Origin of the sequence: Burkholderia sp. Ac-20353 (assembly GCF_017104785.1) — a bacterium.
GTDB lineage: Bacteria > Pseudomonadota > Gammaproteobacteria > Burkholderiales > Burkholderiaceae > Burkholderia.
This window is the reverse complement of sequence record NZ_JAAGPL010000074.1, coordinates 20017-39635: the sequence shown is the minus strand read 5'-3', so window position 1 is coordinate 39635 and position 19619 is coordinate 20017. Positions and strand designations below refer to the sequence as shown.

General features: G+C 63.2%; 12 protein-coding genes. 9 read left to right on the top strand and 3 right to left on the bottom strand.

Annotation, left to right across the window (positions count from 1 at the left end; translation table 11 throughout):
- Positions 1-82 precede the first annotated feature (82 nt).
- A complete protein-coding gene (gene purM / locus G3N94_RS21435) occupies positions 83-1138 on the top strand; it encodes a phosphoribosylformylglycinamidine cyclo-ligase (protein WP_124601145.1) in 1056 nt (351 codons plus the stop codon).
- A gap of 117 nt (positions 1139-1255) precedes the next feature.
- Here the strand turns inward: purM and miaA are convergent, their stop codons facing one another.
- Together miaA and mutL are read right to left on the bottom strand one after the other, a co-directional pair.
- A complete protein-coding gene (gene miaA, locus G3N94_RS21430; RefSeq protein WP_205794571.1) occupies positions 1256-2230 on the bottom strand; it encodes a tRNA (adenosine(37)-N6)-dimethylallyltransferase MiaA in 975 nt (324 codons plus the stop codon).
- Positions 2227-4242, bottom strand: coding sequence for a DNA mismatch repair endonuclease MutL (gene mutL / locus G3N94_RS21425; protein ID WP_205794570.1), 2016 nt, complete (start codon positions 4240-4242; stop codon positions 2227-2229). The genes miaA and mutL overlap by 4 nt, the downstream gene beginning before the upstream one ends.
- Positions 4243-4416: 174 nt before the next feature.
- On the opposite strand from mutL, the gene G3N94_RS21420 reads away from it, so the two are divergent.
- Positions 4417-5100 (top strand): DedA family protein, encoded by a 684-nt coding sequence (locus tag G3N94_RS21420; RefSeq protein WP_205794569.1) that lies wholly within the window; start codon positions 4417-4419, stop codon positions 5098-5100.
- Positions 5101-5178: 78 nt separating this feature from the next.
- Here G3N94_RS21420 and G3N94_RS21415 read toward each other — a convergent pair whose 3' ends face one another.
- Positions 5179-5991 carry a mechanosensitive ion channel family protein gene (locus tag G3N94_RS21415; RefSeq protein ID WP_205794568.1) on the bottom strand — a complete coding sequence of 271 codons (813 nt, stop codon included), beginning with the start codon at positions 5989-5991 and terminating at the stop codon, positions 5179-5181.
- Positions 5992-6361: 370 nt separating this feature from the next.
- Here G3N94_RS21415 and G3N94_RS21410 point away from each other — a divergent pair, with 370 nt between their 5' ends.
- The 7 genes from G3N94_RS21410 to G3N94_RS21380 all read left to right on the top strand — a co-directional run bounded on the left by G3N94_RS21410 (position 6362) and on the right by G3N94_RS21380 (position 19419).
- Positions 6362-7165, top strand: a complete 804-nt coding sequence (locus G3N94_RS21410; protein WP_205794572.1) for an ABC transporter permease — start codon at positions 6362-6364, stop codon at positions 7163-7165.
- The gene (locus G3N94_RS21405; protein ID WP_205794567.1) at positions 7162-7824 is read left to right on the top strand and encodes an ABC transporter ATP-binding protein; all 663 of its coding nucleotides are present in this window, start codon (positions 7162-7164) and stop codon (positions 7822-7824) included. The genes G3N94_RS21410 and G3N94_RS21405 overlap by 4 nt, the downstream gene beginning before the upstream one ends.
- Positions 7817-8923, top strand: coding sequence for a lipopolysaccharide biosynthesis protein (locus tag G3N94_RS21400; protein WP_205794566.1), 1107 nt, complete (start codon positions 7817-7819; stop codon positions 8921-8923). The genes G3N94_RS21405 and G3N94_RS21400 overlap by 8 nt, the downstream gene beginning before the upstream one ends.
- 303 nt (positions 8924-9226) lie before the next feature.
- Positions 9227-10858: a polysaccharide biosynthesis/export family protein gene (locus G3N94_RS21395; RefSeq protein WP_241021990.1), complete on the top strand. Its 1632-nt coding sequence runs from the start codon at positions 9227-9229 to the stop codon at positions 10856-10858.
- Between the two features lie 132 nt (positions 10859-10990).
- Positions 10991-12172 carry a UDP-N-acetylglucosamine 2-epimerase (non-hydrolyzing) gene (gene wecB / locus G3N94_RS21390; protein ID WP_241021989.1) on the top strand — a complete coding sequence of 394 codons (1182 nt, stop codon included), beginning with the start codon at positions 10991-10993 and terminating at the stop codon, positions 12170-12172.
- Between the two features lie 97 nt (positions 12173-12269).
- On the top strand, positions 12270-13538 hold the full coding sequence (gene wecC / locus G3N94_RS21385; protein ID WP_205794564.1) for a UDP-N-acetyl-D-mannosamine dehydrogenase: 1269 nt from the start codon (positions 12270-12272) through the stop codon (positions 13536-13538).
- A gap of 73 nt (positions 13539-13611) precedes the next feature.
- On the top strand, positions 13612-19419 hold the full coding sequence (locus G3N94_RS21380) for an FkbM family methyltransferase (protein WP_205794563.1): 5808 nt from the start codon (positions 13612-13614) through the stop codon (positions 19417-19419).
- Positions 19420-19619 lie beyond the last annotated feature (200 nt).

Sequence of the window (19619 nt, the reverse complement as noted above, 5' to 3'; positions counted from 1 at the left end):
CTGACGATTCGATGCGGGGAATTCCGGCTGCGCGGCCGGCTTCGGGTAAAATCGCATTTTACCGACCTTCTCGCATTCCCCCATGAATCCTCCGAAATCCGCTCCTGAAGCTCAAGGTCTGTCCTATCGTGACGCGGGCGTCGACATCGACGCGGGCGACGCGCTCATCGACAAGATCAAGCCCTTTGCGAAGAAAACCCTGCGCGACGGCGTGCTCGGCGGCATCGGCGGGTTCGGCGCGCTGTTCGAAGTGCCGAAGAAGTACCGCGAGCCGGTGCTCGTGTCGGGCACCGACGGCGTCGGCACCAAGCTCAAGCTTGCCTTTCATCTGAACAAACACGATACGGTCGGCCAGGATCTCGTCGCGATGAGCGTGAACGACATCCTCGTGCAGGGCGCCGAGCCGCTGTTCTTCCTCGATTACTTCGCGTGCGGCAAGCTCGACGTCGACACCGCTGCGACCGTCGTCAAGGGCATCGCGACGGGCTGCGAGCTGTCGGGCTGCGCGCTGATCGGCGGCGAAACCGCCGAGATGCCGGGCATGTACCCGGACGGCGAATACGACCTGGCCGGCTTCGCGGTCGGCGCGGTCGAGAAGAGCAAGATCATCGACGGCAGCACGATCGCCGAGGGCGACGTGGTGCTGGGCCTCGCGTCGAGCGGCATCCACTCGAACGGCTTCTCGCTCGTGCGCAAGATCATCGAGCGCGCGAACCCGGACCTGTCGGCCGATTTCCACGGCCGCTCGCTCGCCGACGCGCTGATGGCACCGACCCGCATCTACGTGAAGCCGCTCCTCGCGCTGATGGAAACCATCGCCGTGAAGGGCATGGCGCACATCACGGGCGGCGGCCTCGTCGAGAACATTCCGCGCGTGCTGCGCGAAGGCCTGACCGCTGAGCTCGACCAGAGCGCATGGCCGCTGCCGCCGCTGTTCCAGTGGCTGCAGGAGCACGGCGGCGTCGCCGACGCGGAAATGCACCGCGTGTTCAACTGCGGGATCGGCATGGCCGTGATCGTGTCGGCGGCGGATGCCGACGAAGCGCTGCGTCAGCTGACGGCAGCCGGCGAGCAGGTGTGGAAGATCGGCACCGTGCGTGCGAGCCGCGAAGGCGAAGCGCAGACGGTCGTGGTCTGACGCGACGTCAGCAAGACGAGGTCACAGGAAGCCGCCCGGAGATGATCCGGGCGGTTTTTTTTCGGCTGTGCGTACCGCGCGCGGCATGCGCCGGCGTGCGCCGGCGCGGTTCGCGCGTCAGGCCGGCGGGCGGCCGTCGAGCACGCGCTCCAGCGCGTCGACCGCCTGTGCGGTCGCGTCGGCCGCGATGCAATCGACGACGATCCGCTCGGGCATCGCGCGCAGCCACGTGATCTGGCGCTTGCACAGTTGGCGCGTCGCGAAGATGCCCTTGTCGCGCATCGTCGGATAGTCGGTGACACCGTCGAGGAATTCCCATGCCTGCCGGTAGCCGACACAGCGCATCGATGGCAGGCCGAGATGGAGGTCGTCGCGGCGGCGCAGCCGCTCGACCTCGTCAATGAAGCCCGCATCGAGCATCGCGTCGAAGCGCAGCGCAATGCGCGCATGCAGCACCGCGCGGTCGGACGGCTCGAGTGCGACCGGCACGAAGCGGTAGCGGGCCGCCTCGTCGTCCGTGCGCGGCGGCGCGGCAAGCAGCACCGACATCGGCTGGCCGCTCAGCAGGAACACCTCGAGCGCGCGCTGGATGCGCTGCGAATCGTTCGGCGCGAGGCGCGCGGCCGTCTGCGGGTCGACCTGCGCGAGCCGCGCGTGGAGCGCCGGCCAGCCGTCGCGCGCGGCTTGTGCGTCGAGTTCGGCGCGCACGGCCGGATCCGCGGACGGCAGGTCGTTCAGCCCCTGCGTCAACGCCTTGTAGTACAGCATCGTGCCGCCGGCGAGCAGCGGCGTGCGGCCGCGCGCGGCGATCTCGCCGATCAGGCGCAGCGCGCCCGCGCGGAATTCGGCGGCCGAGTACGCATCGGCCGGGTCGATCAGGTCGATCAGGTGGTGCGGCACGCGCGCGCGCTCGTCGCGGGTCGGCTTCGCGGTACCGATATCCATGTCGCGATAGACGAGCGCCGAATCGACGCTGACAATCTCGATCGGCCGGCGCTCGGCGAGCGCCAGCGCCGCGGCCGTCTTGCCGGAGGCGGTGGGGCCGAGCAGGCACGCGATCGTCGTCGGGCGGGAAGGCTGGGACACGCTCATTGGCCGCGCATGAACAGACGGTCGAGATCGGCGAGCGTGAGCTGATACCACGTCGGCCGGCCGTGATTGCACTGGTCCGCGCGTTCGGTCGCTTCCATCTGGCGCAGCAGCGCGTTCATTTCGTCGAGCGTGAGGCGCCGGTTCGCGCGCACTGCGTGATGGCACGCGAGCGTACCGAGCAGCTCGTGCTGGCGCTCGGTGAGCACGCGCGAGCCGCCGAACGCATGCAGGTCGGCGAGCACCGCGCGTGCGAGTGCCTGCAGGTCCGCATCCTTCAGCAGCGCCGGCACCGCGCGGATTGCGAGCGACGTCGGCGACAGCACCGCGAGGTCGAAGCCGAGCGACTCGAGCGTGTCGCGTTCCTCTTCGACGGTGCCGATCTCGACCGGCGTCGCCGACATCGATACCGGCAGCAGCAGCGCCTGCACCGCGACCGAGCGATCGGCGAGTGCGTTCTTGAACTGTTCGTACAGGATCCGCTCGTGCGCGGCGTGCATGTCGACGATCACGAGCCCGTGCGCATTCTGCGCGAGCACGTAGATGCCGTGGATCTGGCCGAGCGCGAAGCCGAGCGGCTGGTCGTCGTGCGCGGCGCCCGCGAGCGATTGCGCGGCGGCGAATCCCGCCAGCGGCGCTGCCGTTGCGTCGGTCGCGTCGTGCGCGACCGTCGTCGTGCCGGCTCCGCTGTCCTTGCGGCCGAACAGCGCATCGTAGAGCGCAAGCGGCTGCGCGACGGGCAGCGTGCCCTGCGTCATGCGCGCCTGGCGCAGCCAGGTGTTGCCTTGGGACGGGGATGAGGGCAGGGACGGCGACGGCGAGAAGCCGCCACCGCCGCCGCTGCTGCCGCCGGCCTGGCCGAGCGGCGTGTTCTGGAACGACGCCGGGCCCGACGCTGCACCCGGCGCCGCGCCCGCGGCAGGCGCGATATGTGCGGCATGGCCACCCGCGGTGGTTTCCGGCGACGCGCCCGCATGGCGCGCCAGTGCGCGCTGCACCGCGTGGAAAACGTACTGGTGGATCGAGCGCGAATCGCGGAACCGCACCTCGATCTTCGACGGGTGCACGTTCACGTCGACCGCCTCGGGCGGCAGGTCGAGGAACAGCACGTAGGACGGGTAGCGGTCGCCGTGCAGCACGTCTTCGTACGCTGCGCGCACCGCGTGCGTCAGCAGCTTGTCGCGCACGAAACGGCCGTTCACGAAGAAATACTGCTGGTCGGCGCGGCCGCGGCTCGCGGTCGGCAGGCCCGCGCAGCCGTAGACGGCGAGCGGCCCCGCGCGCTCGTCGAGCGGCAGGTGTGCGGTTGCGAAGCTGTCGCCGAGAATCTTGGCGACGCGCTGCGCGGGCTCGGTCGCGTTCCAGTGCTCGACCGCCTTGCCGTTGTGCAGCACCGAGATCGCGACGTCAGGCCGTGCGAGCGCCGCGCGGCGGATCATTTCGACGCAATGGCCGAACTCCGTCTGCTCGCTCTTCAGGAACTTGCGGCGTGCGGGCGTGTTGAAGTACAGCTCGCGCACCTCGATCGTCGTGCCGACGGCACCGGCGGCGGGCGCGAGCGCGCCCGTGTGCGCGTCGATGCGCGTCGCGTGTGCGGCGTCGGCGGTGCGGCTCGTGATGGCCATCTCGGCGACCGACGCGATCGACGCGAGCGCTTCGCCGCGGAACCCGAGCGTCGCGACCGCTTCGAGCTCCTCGAGCGAGCGGATCTTGCTCGTCGCGTGGCGCATCAGGGCGAGCGGCAGTTCGTCGGGCGGGATCCCGCAGCCGTCGTCGGTGATCGAGATGCGCTTGACGCCGCCTTCGTCGAGCACGATGCGCAACGTGCTCGCGCCGGCGTCGAGGGCGTTTTCGAGCAGCTCCTTGACGACCGATGCCGGGCGCTCGACCACCTCGCCCGCGGCGATCTGGCTGATCAGCTGGTCGGGCAGGGGCTGGATCGCGCGCAACGGGCGCGGCGAGTGCGGATCGGGGGCGGGCGCGGCGCCCGCGGCCGTTTCGGTGAATTCGGACATGGCCGAATTATAGCGAGGCGGCGGGTGCGCGCCGGGCCGGCGATCCGTTACGTTTTTTCACGGAGCCTTAAGGTAGATTGGGTATGATGACTGCGTTTCACGCGCCGCCCTTGCCGGGCGGGCGATTCCGCCCTTTTGGCCGCACCCGGCCTGCTTGCCCTGAAGGAACCGCACTTGGATACGCTGCTTCATTTCGTCAATCTCGTCCTGCACATCGACGCATTCCTCGGCGATTTCATCCGGCAGTATGGCGCTTGGGTTTATCTCGTGCTGTTTTTGATCGTGTTCTGCGAGACGGGGCTTGTTGTGCTTCCGTTCCTGCCGGGCGATTCGCTGCTGTTCATCGGTGGCGCGTTCGCGGCGACCGGCGAAATGAGCGTCAGTGCGCTGATCGTGCTGCTGCTCGTCGCGGCGATCAGCGGCAATACCGTCAATTACCTGATCGGCCGCTGGATCGGCCCGAAGGTGTTCAACACGCATATTCCGGTGCTCGAGCGCTTCCTCGACCGCGCGGCGCTGCAGAAGACCCACTCGTTCTACGACAAGCATGGCGGCAAGACGATCGTGCTCGCGCGCTTCATTCCTGTTGTGCGGACTTTCGCGCCGTTCGTCGCGGGCGCGTCGGCGATGAGTGCTGCGCGGTTTCAGTTGTTCAACGTGCTTGGGGCGCTGCTGTGGGTGCTGTTGCTCGTGCTGCTCGGTTATTTCTTCGGGAATATCCCGTTTATTCGGCAGTACCTGAATGTGATCGTGCTGGCCGGGATCGGTGCGGCGGTCGTGCCGGTGGCGCTTGGTGCGCTGTGGAAGGTGGTGCGCGGCCGGCAGTCGAGTGATACGCAGAAGACGGGCGGGCGTTGATACCCGCCGGTTGTTGATGCAACGGAAAAGCGTGGCTGCGTGCCACGCTTTTTTTTCGTCTGCCGACGTGCGGTGGCGTCAGGTCGTGCGGTTCGAGATCGGCGTTACCGGCGTCGGGTATTGCGCGTCGCGGAACGTGTCGAGGATCGCGCGGTTGGTGTCGCAGTACACCTGCCAGTAGTTCGCCGGTTGCGTGGACGGGCGCACGAACAGCATAGGGCCTTCCGGCGTGAACTGCAGCACGCCGACGTCCGGCGCCGGGCTGGCCAGCACGTTCGGGACCTTCTGGACCGCTTCCTTCAGGCGGTTGATCGCGTCGACCGCGTCGACGCCGTTCGCGATCTTCGCGGTCAGGTCGACGCGGCGGTACGGCGTCGCGCTGTAGTTCGCGATGTTGTCCGAGAAGATCTTGTTGTTGCCGACGATCGTCACGATGTTGTCGGGCGTGATGATGGTCGTGCCGAACAGGCCGAGTTCCTTCACCGTGCCGGTGACGCCGCCCGCGTTGATCACGTCGCCGATCTTGAACGGCCGCAGCACCTGCATGAACACCCCGGCCGCGAAGTGCGCGAGCAGGCCGCCCCAGGCCGTGCCGATCGCGAGGCCGAGGCCGGCGAGCAGCGCGGCGAACGACGTGGTCTGCACGCCGAAAATTTGCAGGATCGCGAGGATCAGCAGGATCGTCAGCAGCACGCTGACGACGGAGGTCAGGTAGTCGGCGAGGGTCGAGTCGACCTTGCCGCTGCGCTGCACGATCTTGCCGAGCAGCCGCGTGGCGATGCGGATCGCCCAGCGGCCGACGAACCACAGGACGATCGCTGCGAGGAGGTTGAGGCCGAAATCCAGGCCGCGGGTCATCAGGAATTGCTGGGCGGTGTCGAGGTTCAGCATGGGGGCTCCGTGGTGACTGTAAGGAAAGGAATTTCCGTGGGAAGCGCTCCCATTCTATTACGTAATTTTACGAAACATTGTTTCGTGAATTGAGCGTGGGGGCGGCGGAGCCGCGGTGGGCGGGGCTCGCGCGGGTGGTGGTTTTGCTTCCTGTCATGATTGACAGTCTTGACAGTCGGCATGTCGCAAGCTTGTATAAAACCGTTAAAAGTTTTAAAAGTAAGCAAGTTTTCGCACCTGTAAACTGGTACAATGCGGCGCCTCGGTAGTTTGGCAGAGGCAAGCGGAATTAATTTTTCGGGTTACGCCGGGCATTGACGCATGTCCATAGCGCGTAAGACATAAGCGATAAAAGGAACCGGGGTTGCATATGGGAGAACCGCCAAACGGGGGCTCCAGGCTGGGCGAGGCGTTCTCTATTCAGCGTAGAGTCATATACGCATTGTTCTTGCGCGAACTGAAGACTCGGTTCGGCAAGCATCGGCTCGGCTATTTGTGGGTGTTTCTCGAGCCGGTCGTTCATATGCTCGTGTTGTTCGCGATTCTTGGATTGATCGCGAAGCACACGATGCCCGGCATTCCGTTTCCGGTATTTTTGATTTGCGGTCTGGTGCCGTATTTCATGTTTATCAATATCGCCTTGCGATCGCTGAACGCGCTCGAGGCGAATCTCGGCCTGCTCAGCTATCGCCCGGTGCATCCGCTGGATACGCTGATCGCACGCGCGGGCCTCGAGTGCATTATCAGTGCCGTCGTATTGGTCGTATTGCTGGTGATTCTCGATCTGAGCGGGCAGTCGGTTCAGTTGAGCGATATTCCGGAGCTGGCGGCGATCTGGGGCGTTCTGGTGCTTTTTGGATTGGGGATCGGAATAATTTTCATGGTGATCGGCCATGAATTTCCGGTCAGCGAGAAAATTATTCCGCTGTTCATGCGGCCGCTTTACTTCATGAGTGCGGTGATGTATCCGCTGACGACCATTCCAGCGGAGTACCGGGGGTGGGTGTTGTGGAATCCGCTCGTTCACGCGCTCGAACTGTTGCGGCATACGGTTGTGCCGGCGTATGCGGTTGAGAACGTCAGTCTCGTATATATGACGTTCAGCGCGCTCGTTGTCCTGTTCGCCGGCCTTGCATTGTATAAGGCGCGCGAACCGTCCCTGCTGCGATCATGATCCGTCTCGAGAATCTCACGAAGTCGTATAAAACCCCGTCCGGTCGGCATTACGTGTTCAAGGACGTCAATGTCGAAGTGCCGTCGGGCAAGAGTATCGGCTTGATCGGGCGCAATGGTGCGGGCAAGAGTACGTTGCTCAGCATTATCGGGGGCATCGACAGGCCTGATCGCGGCCGGGTGGTGACGAACAAGCGCATATCGTGGCCGGTCGGTCTCGCAAACGGGTTTCAGAGCAGCATGACCGGACGCGAGAACGTCAAGTTTGTCGCGCGGCTGTACGCGGGCAAGCATGAGTTGGCGGATAAGGTGCGCTTCGTCGCCGATTTCTGCGATCTCGGCAAGTTCTTCGACATGCCGATTCGCAGCTATTCGACCGGTATGCGGGCGCGGCTGGGCTTCGGGCTGTCGATGGCCTTTGATTTCGACTATTACGTGATCGACGAGGTGACCGCGGTCGGGGATGCCGTTTTCAGAAAGAAGAGTGAAGCGCTGATGGAGGCAAGGCGGGCCGTCAGTCAGTTTATTTTCGTTTCGCACGGTCTCGATGAAGTGCGCCGTATCTGCGATGTCGGGTTGCTGATCGGCAACGGGAAGGTTACGTACTACCCGGACGTGAACGAAGCGATCGAAGTCTACAAACAAGAGAACAATGTCTGATTGGTTGGGTAAGCTGCGCAAGCATCCGCTGCAGGTTTCGCTTATTGCGGTGCCGCTCGTCGCGTGCGGTCTGTATCTCGGGCTGATTTCCCGGGACCGCTACGTCAGCGAATCGATGGTGCAGGTGAAGGATTCGGGGCGATCCGTTGGCTCGGGGCTGAACATCCAGGCTTTGCTGGGCGGTGGCGGCGATGCTTCTGCGCGCGACGATGCGATCGTGCTCAAGGAGTACATCGAGTCGCCGGACATGCTCGCGAAAATCGATGCGCGGCTGAAGCTGAAGCAGGTGTTCGGTCATGTCGGCCTCGACTTGCCCAACCGGCTTTCGCCGAGTGCGACGCGCGAAGAGATGCTGAAGTACTACCTGCGCCGCGTCAGCGTGGACGTCGATGACAAGACCGGGATGATGACGATCCGTACGCAGGGGCTGACGCCGGAGTTCGCGCGGACGTTCAATCGGGCGCTCGTCAGTGAGAGCGAGACGTTCCTGAATGAACTGTCGCATCGCATTTCCCGAAACGACATGCAGTTCGCGCGAGAGGAAATCGACCGCTCGTACGACGAAGTGAAGGTTGCGCGCGATGCGGTGATCGCGTTCGAGAACAAGACCGGGATGCTGGATCCGACCGCAAGCGCCGAGGCGGGCGGCCGGATGGTGGTGGAGATGCAGTCCAAGCAGGCGGAGCTCGAGGCGGAACTGCGCAATCTGCTCACTTACATGAATGACGATGCGCCGCCTGTCGTGGCCAAACGCAATGCGCTGTCGGCGCTGACCGCGCAGATTGCGGTCGAGAGGGCCAAGCTCAGTGCGCCCGGCGACGGCAAGATGAACCGCACGGCCGCGCAGTATGCGGAACTCAAGGCACGCTTGCAGTTTGCGACGGACCTGTACAAGGTCTCGCTGTCGACGTTCGAGAAGGCACGCATCGAATCGGCTCATAAGGCCAAGAGTCTTTCGGTGATCGTGACGCCGAACCTGCCGGAAGAGGCCGAGTATCCGCGCAAGCTTCACATTTTGACGTCGCTCGCAGTGGGTCTGTTGCTGTTGTTTGGTGTCATCAGGCTGACGCAGGCGATCATCGAGGATCACCGGACCTGATGCAGGTCCGTATGAGGATCGGGTGCTGCCAATATCAGGCAGCACCACGTTCCGCCAAATAAGAAAACCGGGTGCTGTTGCCGTCGTTGCCGCGGACTGGGTGGTTGAAATCGCGCGGCCGTCGACGGGGACGCAAAATTTGAGATGACCAATTTATCAAGAAGCCGGAAGGCATTGGCGGTGCTCGTCCTGACTGCCGCAAGCACAAGTGCTTTCGCGGGAATTAGCGACGCGCTGTTCGGACTTTCGACGACCGAGGGCGACAGTGGCTCGACTTCGGCGAAAGGCGCCGCCGATGGCAGCATGCGCGGCACGACCTCGACCGGCTTCAGCTATAACCCCGACGCCGTGGCGGCGGCATCGCTCGCGCTTCAGGGCGGCAGGCTTTCTCGTCAGCAGGGCGGCCCAGGCGGCGCTGCCCCGAGCCCTGTCGACGTCACCGTCGCGCCGCAGGCGCCGAACAACATGTTCGGCTCGCAGCTGTTCGGGGGAACCTTCCACAACAGCCGCGGCACCGGCTTCAATCCCGGTTACCAGGTCAGCATCGGCGACACCGTGACGCTGCGCATGTGGGGCGCATTCGCATTCGACGGGCAGCTGGTCGTCGATCCGCAAGGCAATATCTTCGTGCCGAATGTCGGGCCAGTCACGGTTTCAGGTGTCCGCAACGCCGACCTGAACGGCCGCGTGCTCGCCGAAGTGCGCAAGGTCTACAAGGCGAACGTGAACGTCTATGCGAGCCTCGACGTTGCGCAGCCGGTGAAGGTGTACGTCACGGGGTACGTGAAGCAGCCTGGCATGTATGGCGGCATCGCGTCCGAGAGCATTCTGTCCTATATCGACAAGGCCGGCGGTGTCGACGTCGACCGGGGCAGCTACGTCGATGTGACAGTCAAGCGGGGCGGCGTCGTGCGCAAGCACTTCAACCTCTATGACTTCCTGCTGAACGGCACGATCGACCAGCTGCAGCTGGCCGATGGCGATGTGATCGTCGTGGGGCCGCGTGAGCACATCTTCACGGTTCGCGGCGAGGTGTACAACGCGTACGACTTCGAGTTCGCGGCGCCCGTGATCTCGATGCAGCAGGCATTGGCCGTGGCGCGGCCGAAGCCGGGCGCGACACACGTCAGCATCGTGCGTCGTCAGGGCACGGAGCGGACGAGCGAGTACTACCCGATTTCCCAGGCAGCGAATATCAAGCTCAACGACGGCGACCAGTTGTTCGTCACGTCGGACCGCTACGCCGGCACGATTCAGGTCCGCGTCGAAGGCGCGCATTCCGGCGAGCACGCGCTCGTGCTGCCGTACGGCGCGACGATGGCCCAGGTGCTGGCGCAGGTCAGGACGAATCCGTTGTCGCGTGTCGACGAAGCCCAGCTGTTCCGCAAGTCAGTGGCGGACAGGCAGAAGGAAATGCTCGCCGTCGAACTGCAGAAGCTCCAGGAAGGGGCGCTGTCGGCGCCGTCCGCAACGAGCGAGGAAGCGAACCTGCGTTCGAAGGAAGCGGAGAACATCACGAAGTTTGCCGCGCTTGCCAGCAAGACCGAGTTCAAGGGGCAAGTCGTTCTCAACGAGCAGACGATGGGGAGCGTGATTCTCGAGGACGGCGACGTCATCAATATCCCCGAACGAACCAGCGTTGTCATGGTGCATGGAGAGGTGCTCTTCCCGAATGCCGTCGAATGGCAGTCGGGCATGACGACGAACGACTACATCTCGCATGTTGGCGGCTACACGCAGAAGGCCGACAACAGCAAGATCGTCGTGATTCACCAGAACGGCAAGGCTGAGCTTGCCGAAGGTGGTACGAAGATTGCTGCAGGCGACGAGCTGATGGTGTTGCCGAAGGTGAGATCGAAGAGCATCGAGATCGCGCGCGGGATCACGCAGATCCTGTATCAGATGGCGGTGGCCGCGAAGGTGATCTTCTGGTGATTTGGCAGGGCGTTACGTTACGCGGTTACGGATTGCGTAACGTAACAAAAAGAGGGCCGCGGCGCGTCTTGGCACGAGCGCATCCCGGCGAATTGCCCCGACTGGGGCGAATACAAAAGCAACAAATAAATCATGAAAATTCTGACCGTGTTTGGCACGCGGCCAGAGGCGATCAAGATGGCGCCACTGGTGCATGCGCTGAGGGGGAAGCCGGGTGTGGACTGTCGCGTATGCGTCACCGCGCAACACCGGCAAATGCTGGACCAAGTCCTGGAGCTTTTTGAGATAAAGCCGGACTACGACCTGAATCTGATGAAGGCGGGGCAGACGCTGCAGTCGATCACGTGCGATATCGTGAACGAGATCACACCCGTGCTCGAATCGTTTCGACCGGACTACATGCTCGTGCATGGCGATACGACCACGACGTTCGCCAGCGCGCTTGCGGCGTTCTACCTGAAGATCAAGGTGGGACACGTCGAAGCGGGGCTGCGTAGCGGCGACATGTATTCGCCGTGGCCAGAAGAGGGCAATCGCAAGCTGACGGGGCAACTCGCCGACATCCATTTCGCGCCGACCGTGGCGTCGCGGGAGAACCTCCTCGCGGAGCGCGTGCGCGACGAAGACATCATCGTGACGGGCAATACCGTCATCGACGCGCTGTTGACGGTGACCCGGCGCCTCGAGCGGGACGACGCGCTGCAGAGCCAGATGCGCAGCGTGTTTCCGTCGCTGCGCGACGGGCGTCGCATGGTGCTCGTGACGGCTCACCGGCGTGAGAACTTCGGCGACGGTATCCGGAACATCTGTCAGGCGATCCGCCAGCTCGCGGCACATTATCCGGACGTCGATTTCGTCTATCCGGTTCACCTGAATCCGCAGGTCAAGCTGCCGGCCGAAGAGATTCTCTCCGGTATTTCGAACGTTCACCTGCTCGATCCCCAGGACTATCTGCCGTTCGTCTATCTGATGTCGCGCTCAACGGTGATCCTCACCGATTCGGGCGGGATTCAAGAGGAAGCGCCGTCGCTCGGCAAGCCCGTGCTCGTGATGCGTGACACGACGGAGCGGCCCGAAGCGGTCGCCGCCGGCACGGTTCGTCTGGTTGGCTCCGACAGCAGTCGAATTGTCTCCGCCTGTCGCGAATTGCTCGACGATCCGGTGCGCTACGAGGAAATGGCGCGCGCGCACAACCCGTATGGGGATGGGTTCGCGTGCAAGCGCATCGTCGATCAGCTCGCAGGCGGTGGTGACCGCAGCGACGTGCAGCTCACGGCCGTCGCTTCCGACGCCACGCAGGCATTCGCCGAGTAATTCCGCGTTCGGGACAAGCGTGCCGCTTGTCCGCAGACCTGTCACAGGCGGCAAGTCGACGACTTGCCGCGAGCCATCACATCATCAAGGACGTCCCGTGAAACATTCCATTCAGTCTATCTCCGTCATCGGGCTGGGTTACATCGGCTTGCCGACGGCAGCCGTTCTCGCGTCGCGCAAGATCAAGGTGATCGGTGTCGATATCGACCAGCATGCGGTCGACACGATCAACCGCGGCGACATTCACATCGTCGAACCGGAACTCGATATCGTCGTCCATGCTGCTGTCAAGGAAGGGTGGCTGCGCGCAACGACGCGTCCGGAAGCCGCCGATGCTTTCATGATCGCCGTGCCGACCCCTTTCCACGGCAATTTCGAACCCGATCTGTCGTACGTGAAGGCCGCGAGCGAATCGATCGCGCCGGTTCTGAAGAAAGGCGACGTCGTGATTCTCGAATCGACGTCGCCGGTCGGTACGACCGAGCAAATGGTCGAATGGCTGGCGAACGCGCGTCCGGACCTCACGTTCCCGACCAAGGACCAGGACGAATGCGATGTGTGGGTTGCCTACTGCCCGGAGCGGGTGCTGCCTGGCCAGGTCATCCGGGAGCTGATCGAGAACGATCGTGTGATCGGCGGCGTCAACCATGCGTCCGCCGTGCGTGCGCAAGAGGTCTACCGCACGTTCGTCGAGGGGCAGCTGCTGGTCACCGATGCTCGTACGGCCGAAATGTCGAAGCTGACGGAAAACGCGTTCCGCGACGTCAACATCGCGTTCGCGAATGAGCTCTCGCTGATCTGCGACAAGCTCGGCATCAATGTCTGGGAACTGATCGGCATCGCGAATCACCATCCGCGGGTCAACATCCTGCAACCGGGCCCGGGCGTCGGCGGACACTGCATCGCGGTCGATCCGTGGTTCATCGTCAACAAGACGCCGGAGCAGGCGCGGCTGATCCGGCAGGCGCGTGAAGTGAACGATTCGAAACCGCATTGGGTGATCAACAAGGTTCGCGCGCAAATCGAGTCGCTCTGCGAGGCCGGCAAGTCGCCGTCCGATATCCGGATCGCGTGCTTCGGGCTCGCATTCAAGCCCAACATCGACGATCTGCGCGAAAGCCCGTCGCTCGACATTGCACACAAGCTCGCCGAGGCCTATCCGGGGCAGGTCATGGCCGTCGAGCCCCATATCGAAGCGATTCCGAACGGGCTGGGCGCGTTCGGCGCTCAGTTGACGGAGCGGGATGACGCGGTGAAGCAGGCGGACGTGCTCGTCATGCTCGTGGACCATGCGCACTTCAAGGAAGTCAAGCCCGAGCTGCGTGCGGACCAGCGGCTCGTCGATGCAAAGGGTATTTGGGCCTGAGAGGGCCCCAGCGCTCGTCGGCCGAGTGTGGCGGACGGGCGAATTCGAACGATAACGAGGCAAGGAAGTCGGTATGAGCGTGAATGTCGAATCGGACGACAGCTACTGTGAACTGCATGTTGGAAACACGTATTACAAAATACTGCTTCCTCACGCGACGACCGACTATATCCAGGGCCGGATCAGCGGCGAGGGCCAGCCCTATGAACACGCGATGCTCGAGGACATGGCTTCGCGGGTGCAGCCCGGGCAATTGATCCTCGATGTTGGCGCGAACATCGGCAACCACGCGCTGTACATGGCCATGGTGTCCGGCAGCGAGGTCATCGCATTCGAACCGAATGCGGAGCTTTGCGACGCGCTGCGCAGGAGCATCAACGAGAACGGGGCCGGCGAGCACATGACCGTACGGCAATGTGCGGTCGGCGCGGCGAACGGGAAAGGCCGGTTCGCCGAAATTCACGTCGACAATCTGGGCGCGCAGTCCGTGAAAGTGGGAGAGGGCGATATCGATGTCATCACCCTCGACTCGCTTGCGTTCGATGCGCCTGTCAAGCTGGTCAAGATCGACGTCGAGGGAATGGAGCTGGACGTTCTCCGCGGCGCGTCGAAGCTGCTGGAAAAGGACCGTCCGCTGATCTACGTCGAGTGTCTCGACGAAGGTCAGTTCTTCGCAGTCAATGACCATCTCGCAGCGCTCGGCTACGGGTATTGGGAAACCTTCAACGCGACGCCGACGCATCTGTTCGTTCCGAACGAACAGACAACGCCCGAGCAGCTTCATTCCCGCTTGAGCCATGCAGTCGCGCAAGGCATTTACCACACCGGGTTTCAATTGCACGAAGCGCAGCAGAGGCTTGGCGACGCGAACCACAAGTACCGCACGGCGACCGAGAAGGTCGCGCTGTACAAGTCGCAGGTCAGTGATCTGGCCGCCGACAAGCTCGCGCTCGAAACGGATCTGGCGGCGATCAAGCAGCGCTTCGACGCGACGAGCGCCGATCATCGAAGTGCGGCGGACCGCGTTGCCGCGCTCAAGGCGCAGATGGAAAAGAATCTGGCCGCACTGGACGCCGCGCGTCACGAGCTGAACGAAGCGCGGAACGCAGCGTCCGAATATGGACGGCGCCTGGCAGAGAACGAACACGAATTGTCGGTTCGGCAGGCGCTGTCGGAGCAGGCCGACGCGACCAACAAGGAACGCCTCGACGACTGGCAGCGGTGGGCAGCCGAGCTGGAATCGCGCACGTCGGCGGAGCTGGCAAGAGTGCAGGAAGAAACCGCGTCCGTTCGGCATCAACTGGAAGAGGCGCAGGCGAAATTCCAGCGCGCGGTCGGCGACAATCGCGTCCTCGAATTACGCGCCTCGACGCTCGACGCGGAACTGGGGCGTGTCCAGGCCGAGCGCGAACGCGTGCAAAAACAACTGACGTCGCTGAACGCGAAGCAAGCCAATCTCGTGTCGCGTGCCGAGAAGCTGTCAGCCGATCTGAACGACCAGCGGGTCGCGCAGCTTGCTGCCGAAGCGGAGGCCGGGCGTGAGCGCGCGCATCTGACGGCAGAGATCAAAACGCTGCGGGACCTGAGCGGAAATCAGTCGAACGACATCGTTCGGCTCAACGCGGAAATCGCCGCGCTGAACACGTCCCTTGCGGATCTCGAGGACCGGCGAATCCGGGAGTCGGCCGCATTGAGACAGGAATGCGACCAGTATGCGGAGCAATGTGCGGCCTTGCGAGCGGAGCGATCGAACCAGGACGAGACAATCGCGCAACTGGACGCGGAGATTCAAAGGCTGCGCGACGTCGAGGAGGCTGCACGCCGCAAGACCGCCGAACTCGAGGAGCAGCTCGCGCACCGGTTGGAGGACGACGTCCGACAGAACCACAAGATTGCCGAGCTTGCTTCGACATACGACGCATTGAATGCGTTGCGTGAACGCGAAAGCACGGATTTCGCGCAATATCGCGCCGACACAGAACTCATGATCGACGCGCTCGAATCGACGGCGCGCGAATACACGGAGCGGATTGACCGTCTGACGGGCGAGCTCGACACGCTCGAGAGCGAACTCGCGCGGCGCAGCGAGACGATCGGGAAGTTGACCACGGAAATCGAATCGGCAAGCGAGCTGTCGAAGCAGCAGGAACAGCTGCACACCGACGGACTTGCGTCGCTTCAGGAAAAAATCGATGCGCTGCAAGCGGAGCGCGGCAGCCGCGAGGCGGAGCGACAAGAACTTCGCTCGACGCTTTCGGTTCAGCGATCGGAAAGCAAGGCCAGCATCTCGACTCTCGAGCGTATCAAGCTGGATGCCGTCCGCCACAAGGTTGCGTTGACGGAAGCGAACGCGCATGTCGAGCGCCTGCGCCAGCAGCTGATCGCCGCAAATCAGCAGGTGCTGCGCACCAAGAACACGCTGTCGTTCCAGTTGGGACACGCGCTGATTTTCGGCACCAAGTCATGGGGCGGCTTTTTCGCGCTGCCGGGCAAGCTGTTGGCGATTCACAAGTTGTCCAGGCAGCGACGCCACGAGAAAAGCCTGAAGGGACAGAAGACGGGGCATGCGAGGCCCGCCGTGCCCGGCATTTCCGGCCCGCGGCGAAGCGAAATCATCGAGCATGTTGCCGACGCTGCACGCGCACGATTGCAGGGGCTGCATGACGACAACGGGCAACAACTCGCGCATCGCATGAAGCAGCTCAAGGTGGCGGCGATCATGGACGAGTTTACGTTCGGTTCGTACGATCCCGAATGCAATCTGCTGCAGCTGACGCCGACGCATTGGCAGACCGAGCTGAGCGCGTTCAGCCCGGACATGCTGTTCATCGAGTCGGCATGGCGGGGCAAGGACGACCTCTGGGGCAGCAAGGTCGGCCACATGAGCCAGGAAGTCGTGGGTATCGTCCAGTGGTGCCGCGATCACAAGATCCCGACGATCTTCTGGAACAAGGAGGATCCTGTCCACTTCGAGACGTTCCTTTCGACAGCGAAGCTGTTCGACTTTGTCTTCACGACGGATATCGACTGCATTCATCGATACAAGTCCGCGCTTGGGCACGAGCGCGTTTATCTGCTGCCGTTCGCCGCGCAGCCGATCGTCAACAACCCGATCGAGAAGTACGAGCGGAAAGACGCGTTCTGTTTCGCAGGCGCCTATTACGTCCGGTACCCGGAGCGGACACGCGATCTCGGGAACTTCATCGTGAATCTGCCCGAGTATCGACCGCTCGAGATCTACGACAGAAACTACGGAAAGAACGATTCGAGTTACCAGTTCCCGGAAGAGTATCAGCCGTTCATCGTCGGCAATCTTCCGTATTCGGAAATCGACAAGGCGTACAAGGGTTACAAATACGCGATCAATCTGAACTCGATCAAGCAATCGCAATCGATGTTTGCGCGCCGCGTGTTCGAGTTGCTGGCATCGAACACGATCACGGTCAGCAATTTCTCGCGGGGCGTGCGCCTGATGTTCGGCGACCTGGTCGTGACGAGCGACAGCGGATCGGAAATCCGGCGGCGTCTCGACGCACTGGGCGGCGACGAAGCCGGCACGCGCAAGCTTCGCCTCGCCGCGTTGCGCAAGGTGATGCGCGAGCATACCTATCAGGATCGGCTCGCTTACGTGATCTCGAAGGTCAGCGAGGAGAAGTTACCGTCGTTGCTGCCGCAGATCGTCGTGATCGGTTATGCGAAGGATCAGGTACAGACGGATCGGATCCTGCAGTCGTTCGCGCGACAGCGATACGAATCGAAGACGCTGGTGCTCATCGTGCCTGAGCAGTTCAGCCCGACGGGGATCCCGGACGGGGACACGGTGCGCGTGCTGTCTGCGCTCGAATCCGACACCGTGACGCTGCCGACGCTCGCGTCGCCGGCCGCATGGCTGTCCGTCATGGTCGCGGACGATCATTACGGTGAGCACTACCTGACCGACCTCGCACTGGCCACGCGATACTCGAATGCACTTGCGATCGGCAAGGTCGCACAATATGTATGGTCGAGCAGCAAGGGCCTGTCGCTGATCCGCGGCGAAGCGGCTTACAAACACGTTCAGAGCGTGCCGGCACGAGCCGGTATCGCGCGCCTCGATACGTTGCCGAGCGTCACGCTGCGCGAATGGATGAGGGAACCGTACACCGCACAGTTCGAGAGCGATGCAGGCTTTGCCGTCGACGAATTCAACTACTGTCGCAGCGGTGTCGCACTCGATGACGCCGGTCGTGCGGCCGTCGACGATGCGGTTATGGCCGACCAGGGTTTGACACTGGCCGAAATCCAGAAGCGGGCGGAAGCGATCGAACCCGAGAAGGTCGACAGCGCCGCGCTTCCGCAACTGCGTGGCGGCGACCTCGCAGCAATGCTGACGAAGGCGCCCGCCAACAGCCGTGTATCGATGGTCGAGCGCGGCGGCTGCCTGCAGGTCGATTCGGCGTTGCCGGACGGCACGCATGAATACTGGTATGCAGACCGGGATTTCGAGCCGTCGGCGCTTTCGGTCGACAATGGTCACCTGCGGTTCCATCTGGAAACCACGCCCGGCCTGAATCTTCAGATCACCGTGCTGTTTCTCGATGCCGCGAAGACGCGAATTGGCCACGTGGTCAAAGCCGCCAACCGCAACCACGATGTCGAGCTGCCCGCGAACACTGCGTACTTGCGGCTTGGCCTGCGCGTGTATGCGGGCGGCTCCGCGCGCGTTCAATCGTTGCTGCTCGGCCACCGGTCGCTTCTGCCGGCCGACGTGTTCGCGCAAGGGCAGCACCTCGTGCTGACGAATCACTATCCGTCGTATGACGATCTCTATCGCAACGGATTCGTGCACAGCCGGGTGCGCGGCTATCGGGAGCACGGCGTGCGCAGCGACGTGTTCCGTTTCCGCGCCGAACAGATGGCGGAGTACCAGGAGTTCGAGAACATCGACGTCATGACGGGCGGCGCCGATGTCCTGAACCGATTGCTGGAGACGGGGCGATACCGTTCCGTGCTCGTCCATTTCCTCGACGAGGCAATGTGGCAGGTGCTGAAGCAACACGCGGACCGCATGAAGATCGTCGTGTGGGCCCATGGTGCCGACATTCAGAGTTTCGAGCGACGGGCGTTCCTCTACGACGATGGCGAGCAGCGCACCGCGGCTGCGGCAAAGAGCGAGAAGCGCCTCGCGTTCTGGCGTGACGTGTTGAATGAACGGCCGTCGTCGCTCCATCTCGTCTTCGTTTCGCAATATCTTGCGACGACGGCGATGGAGGATCTCGGGGTCGTGCTGCCGAACGACGCATACAGCGTCATCCACAATCCGATCGATACCAGACGGTTCAACTACGTCGAGAAAGATGTCGAACTGAGAAAGAAGGTGCTGTCGATCCGGCCGTATGCGTCGAAGGTGTACGGCAACGATCTGAGCGTGCGGGCGATTCTCGCGCTCTCGGACAAGCCGGGCTTCAGCGAGATGCAGTTCCATCTGGTCGGCGATGGCGTCCTGTTCGACGAGACGGTCGAGCCGCTTCGTGCATTCCCGAACGTCAGGATCGAGCGACGCTTCCTGACGCAACGCGAGATTGCCGACCTGCATAAGGAATACGGAATTTTCCTGTGTCCGTCGCGGATGGACACGCAAGGCGTTTCGCGCGACGAGGCGATGGCGTCGGGCCTCGTGCCGGTCACGAACAGCGTCGCGGCGATTCCGGAGTTCGTTGACGAATCCTGCGGCGTGCTCGCGCCGGAGGAGGATGCGGATGCGATTGCGGCCGGCATGCTGGCCCTGGCCGAAAACCCGGACAGGTTTGTGGCGATGAGCGTCGAAGCGGCGCGCCGAGTACGACGGCAAAGCGGTCACGAGCTGGTGATCGAGCGCGAGATCGCCTGCTTTCGGGATTGATCGGGGCGCCGTGTCCGACAAGTCGTGCGGCCGTGCTCGAGGGTAAGTGTCGCACGCGCATTCGGGCCAGTCGCGAAACCGTGTTCACGACCGGCGTTCTGCTGACTGTGGCGCATGGATGCGAATGACGCTGCTTGCGCCGATGATCGTGCACGTGGTAGCGAGACCTTGAAAACTGGCGGAGCGTAGCTCGAGCGACA